Origin of the sequence: Mesorhizobium sp. M7A.F.Ca.CA.003.01.2.1 (assembly GCF_003998945.1) — a bacterium.
GTDB lineage: Bacteria > Pseudomonadota > Alphaproteobacteria > Rhizobiales > Rhizobiaceae > Mesorhizobium > Mesorhizobium ciceri.
The window spans coordinates 1-4937 of the sequence record NZ_RZRA01000383.1 but is presented as its reverse complement, the minus strand read 5'-3'; the positions used below and the strand labels follow the sequence as shown (position 1 = coordinate 4937).

The following is a 4937-nucleotide window of genomic DNA, read 5'->3' as shown; positions in this document are numbered from 1 at the left end:
TCTCGATGCCGATCGCCTCGACCTTCCCCGGCGCATCGCGCAACCCGGCCGTATCCGTAAGCCGGACACGCAGCCCCTGAAGATCAAGTGTCACTTCAAGCAGGTCGCGGGTCGTGCCTGGTTCATCCGTTACTATAGCGGCATCGCGCCGCGCCAGGGCGTTGAACAGACTCGACTTACCGGCGTTGGGGGCACCGAGGATGACGACCTCAAAGCCGTCGCGAATGATCTCGGCGGCGCGAAATCCGGCGATGTGCCGGTCGATCTCGTCGATCATCGTTCTGACATCAGACCAGACCGCATCCGAAACGGAACCAGGGACGTCTTCCTCGTCGGCGAAATCGATCTCGGCCTCGATCATGGCGCGGGCATGGATCAGCCTGCGGCGCCAGCCGAGATAGAGTTCGCTCTGTACGCCGTCGGCATTCTGCACCGCGAAGCGCCGCTGCGCCTCCGTCTCGGCATTGACGAGATCCGCCAGCGCCTCGGTCTCGACCAGGTCTACCTTGCCGTTCAGAAAGGCGCGACGCGTGAATTCGCCCGGTTCCGCGTGCCTGACGCCGTCAAACCCGGTCATCGTCTCCAGCATTTTTGCCACAACGGCACGGCCGCCATGAACGTGGAATTCCGCGACGTCCTCGCCGGTGAAACTGGCCGGACCGGGAAAGAACACGACCAGCCCGGTGTCGAGCACGGCTCCATCGGGTGCCCGCATCTTGCGCAGAGCCGCCGCGCGGTCCTTAACCATAGCCCCAGCAATCGTTTCGACGACGAATCGAGTCTGTGGGCCGGAAATTCGGATGACGGCGACGCCGGCAGGCAGCCGGCCGCTCGACAGCGCTACGATGGAATCGCCTGAAATCATTTGCCCGCTCTACTGAACCGCCCTAGCTTCACGCCTATCAGCCAATCGCACCCGAGTTTGCCCAGTGACGCTGCCCGCGCAAAACCTGCTTGCCGAAGAAGCCAGCCCCTATCTGCAGCAGCACAGCGGCAATCCCGTCCACTGGCGGGCCTGGTCGCCGGCTTCGCTCGAAGAGGCGAAAGCGCTGGATAGGCCGATCCTGCTCTCGGTCGGCTATGCCGCCTGCCATTGGTGCCATGTCATGGCGCATGAAAGCTTCGAAAACGATGGCATCGCCGCCGTCATGAACCGTCTGTTCGTCAATATCAAGGTCGACCGCGAGGAGCGCCCGGACATCGACCAGATCTATATGGCGGCGCTGTCCTCGATGGGCGAGCAGGGCGGCTGGCCGCTGACCATGTTCCTGACCCCGGACGGCAAGCCGTTCTGGGGCGGCACCTATTTTCCGCGCGAGCCGCGCTACGGCCGCCCCGGCTTCATCCAGGTGATGGAGGCGGTGGACAAGGCGTGGCGGGAGAAGCGGGCGAGCCTCAACCAGAGCGCCGACGGCCTGACGACGCATGTCGAGGCGAGGCTCGCCGGTTCGCATGCCAGAACCGTGCTCGACCGCGCCACGCTGGCGGAATTGGCCAAGGGCATCGACGGCATGATCGACCGTGATCTCGGCGGATTGCGCGGCGCGCCTAAATTTCCCAACGCGCCGTTCATGCAAACGCTGTGGCTGTCCTGGCTGCGTGATGGCAATGCCGCCCATCGCGACGACGTCCTCAACAGCCTCGAACAGATGCTGCGCGGCGGCATCTACGACCACATCGGCGGCGGGCTCAGCCGCTACTCGACCGATGCCGAGTGGCTGGTGCCGCATTTCGAAAAGATGCTCTACGACAATGCCCAGCTCCTCCGCTTCTGCAACTGGGCCTATGCCGCAAGCGGCAATGAATTGTTCCGGGTGCGAATCGAAGAGACGATCGGCTGGCTGCTGCGCGAAATGCGCGTCGACGGCGGTGCCTTTGCCGCCAGTCTCGATGCCGACAGCGACGGCGAGGAAGGTCTGTTCTACACCTGGAGCCGCGACGAGATCGAAGCCGCCCTTGGCGACGATTCCGCATTGTTTTTCAAGCACTTCACGCTCTCCAGCCCGCATGGCTGGGAAGGCGAGCCGGTCGTCCACCAAACCTGGTCCCAGCAATCGCAATATGTGATCCACCGCGAAGAGATCAGCGCGCTCAAGGCGAAACTCCTTGCTGTCCGGGAAGAGCGGGTCAGGCCCGGCCTTGACGCAAAGACCCTCATCGACTGGAACGGCCAGATGATCGCGGCGCTTGCCGAGGCCGGCCGGGCGCTGGCGCGGCCTGACTGGATCGATGCGGCGGCAAAGGCCTTTGCCCATATCAGCGCTGCCAGCCGCGACGGCCGCCTGCCGCATTCGATGCTCGGTGCCAGAAAACTGTTCCCTGCTTTGTCCAGCGACTATGCCGCCATGGCCAACGCAGCGATCTCGCTGTTCGAGGCCACTGGAAATTGGAGCTATGTCGACCAGGCCGGCCAGTTTGTCGAGCAGCTCGAGCATTGGCACGCCGACGCCGAGAAGACAGGTTACTACCTGACTGCTTCCGACAGCACCGACGTGCCGATCCGCATCCGCGGCGATGTCGACGAAGCCATTCCGTCCGCCACCGGCCAGATCATCGAGGCGCTGGTCAGGCTCGCCTCCGTCACCGGCAATCTCGAGCTGCAGGAGAGAGCCTGGCACGTCGCCGAGCATGCCGCCGGCCGCGCGGCGCAGCAGGCCTATGGCCAGGCCGGCATCGTCAATGCCTGCGCGCTGGCGATCGAGCCGCTCAAGCTGGTGTTGGTGGATGAGTTCACAGATCCAAAGCTCGTTCCGGTTGCGAATCGAAACCCGGACCCGCGCCGCATCGACATCGTCGTGCCGATCGGTACGGCAGCGAATCGATCCTTGCTACCCGGTGGAATCCTGCCGCCGACCGACAAGGCAGGTGCATGGTTGTGCACGGGGCAGGTTTGTTTGCCGGCGGTGACGGATGCTGAAGAGCTCGAGCGATTGTTGCGACGGCGATAGTTTTGCTAACCGCCGGCGAGAGACGCCCCCCTCTGGCCTACCGGCCATCGCCCACTCAAAATGGGGAGATCGGCAGCTTCGCTGTTCCGTTCACCTTACGGCGTTGATAATTGCCGAAAACGACCAAGGGCGTAATCTCCCCCCTAGAGGGGGAGATGCCCGGCAGGGCAGAGGGGGGCGCGAAGGATCGCTACCCCATCCCCTTACGTGTTCATCGAATCGAAGAAATCCGCATTGGTCTTGGTCTGCTTCAGCTTGTCGATCAGGAACTCGATCGCGTCGGTGGTTCCCATCGGCGCCAGGATGCGGCGCAGCACGAAGATCTTTTGCAGGTCCTGCTTGGAAACCAGCAGGTCTTCCTTGCGGGTGCCGGACTTCAGGATGTCCATGGCCGGATAGATGCGCTTGTCGGCCACCTTGCGGTCGAGCTGGATTTCGCAGTTGCCGGTGCCCTTGAACTCTTCGAAGATGACTTCGTCCATGCGGCTGCCGGTATCGATCAGCGCGGTGGCGATAATGGTCAGCGAACCGCCTTCCTCGATGTTGCGGGCGGCGCCGAAGAAGCGCTTCGGCCGCTGCAGCGCGTTGGCGTCGACACCACCGGTCAGCACCTTGCCGGATGACGGCACGACGGTGTTGTAGGCGCGGCCGAGACGGGTGATCGAATCGAGCAGGATGACGACGTCGCGGCCATGTTCGACCAGGCGCTTGGCCTTCTCGATGACCATTTCGGCGACCTGCACGTGGCGCACCGCGGGCTCGTCGAAGGTCGAGGAGATCACCTCTCCCTTCACCGAGCGCTGCATGTCGGTCACTTCTTCCGGCCGCTCGTCGATCAGCAGCACGATCAGATAGCATTCCGGGTGGTTGGCGGTGATCGAGTGGGCGATGTTCTGCATCAGAACCGTCTTGCCGGTACGCGGCTGCGCGTTGATCAAGGCGCGCTGTCCCTTGCCGATCGGCGCCACCAGGTCGATCACACGGGCCGATATGTCCTTGGTGGTGACATTCTCGATCTCCATCTTCAGCCGCTTGGTCGGATAGAGCGGCGTCAGATTGTCGAAGTGGATCTTGTGACGGATCTTCTCGGGATCGTCGAAATTGATGGTGTTGACCTTGAGCAGCGCGAAATAGCGCTCGCCCTCTTTCGGGCTGCGGATCGGCCCTTCGACAGTATCGCCGGTCTTCAGCGAAAAGCGCCGGATCTGCGACGGTGAAATATAGATGTCGTCGGGACCTGGCAGGTAATTGGCGTTGGCGGAGCGCAGGAAGCCGAAACCGTCCTGCAGCACCTCGACCACGCCATCACCGATGATCTCGATCTCCTGGGCGGCCAGCTTCTTCAGGATCGCAAACATCAGCTCCTGCTTGCGCATGACGCTGGCGTTTTCGACCTCGAGCGATTCGGCATAAGCGATCAGCTCTGGCGGTTTCTTGTTCTTGAACTCGGCGAGTTTCATTTCTTGCATAGACGGACCTTGAATAGATGGAGTCTGGGTAGGCTTTGGGAAAATATCGGCGGGATGCGACAAATGCCGGGCGCGGCCGAAAACAACGAGGGGCGGCGCATGACGGGAAGGAAGACCCGTCTTTTATCGTCGGTCGGGTGAAAGAGCAAGCTGCGTTTTGCATGGCCTATGAAGGCCTAAACGCATCAATGCCTGTCGCAGTCTCCTGGCCGTTTTTGAGCGACATGCATCAGAACGGCTTGACCACCACCAGGATGACGATTGCGATCATCAGCAATGTGGGGATCTCGTTGACCATCCGCCAGTGCCTGGCCGGTTTTTCATTACGGTCCTCGGCGAATTTGCGCACCGCGCCGGCCAGATAGCCATGAACGGCGGACAGCAAAAGCACCGCTCCGATCTTGGCGTGCAGCCAGCCGCCCTGGAAACCGAAACCCTTCCAGGCGAGCCACAGGCCGAACACCCAGGTGACGATCATCGCCGGGTTGATGATGCCGCGCAGCAGGCGCCGCTCCATCAC

4 protein-coding genes are annotated in these 4937 nt (G+C 62.3%); 1 reads left to right on the top strand and 3 read right to left on the bottom strand.

Annotated elements, in window-relative coordinates; all coding sequences use genetic code 11:
• Window positions 1-865: tRNA uridine-5-carboxymethylaminomethyl(34) synthesis GTPase MnmE (mnmE, locus tag EN969_RS16690; protein WP_127419250.1), on the bottom strand; the 865-nt coding region annotated here is incomplete at its 3' end.
• 64 nt (window positions 866-929) lie between these two features.
• On the opposite strand from mnmE, the gene EN969_RS16685 reads away from it, so the two are divergent.
• On the top strand, window positions 930-2948 hold the full coding sequence (locus tag EN969_RS16685; RefSeq protein WP_063169600.1) for a thioredoxin domain-containing protein: 2019 nt from the start codon (window positions 930-932) through the stop codon (window positions 2946-2948).
• 203 nt (window positions 2949-3151) lie between these two features.
• Here the strand turns inward: EN969_RS16685 and rho are convergent, their stop codons facing one another.
• Together rho and EN969_RS16670 are read right to left on the bottom strand one after the other, a co-directional pair.
• Window positions 3152-4417: a transcription termination factor Rho gene (gene rho / locus EN969_RS16675; RefSeq protein WP_013528732.1), complete on the bottom strand. Its 1266-nt coding sequence runs from the start codon at window positions 4415-4417 to the stop codon at window positions 3152-3154.
• Window positions 4418-4646: 229 nt separating this feature from the next.
• The coding region (locus tag EN969_RS16670; RefSeq protein WP_206525167.1) for a CopD family protein at window positions 4647-4937 on the bottom strand (291 nt) is incomplete at its 5' end.

What these genes read in the sequence shown, in the direction of transcription:
- rho (WP_013528732.1), bottom strand. Translation starts at nt 4,417, where the DNA reads ATGCAAGAAATGAAACTCGCCGAGTTCAAGAACAAGAAACCGCCAGAG.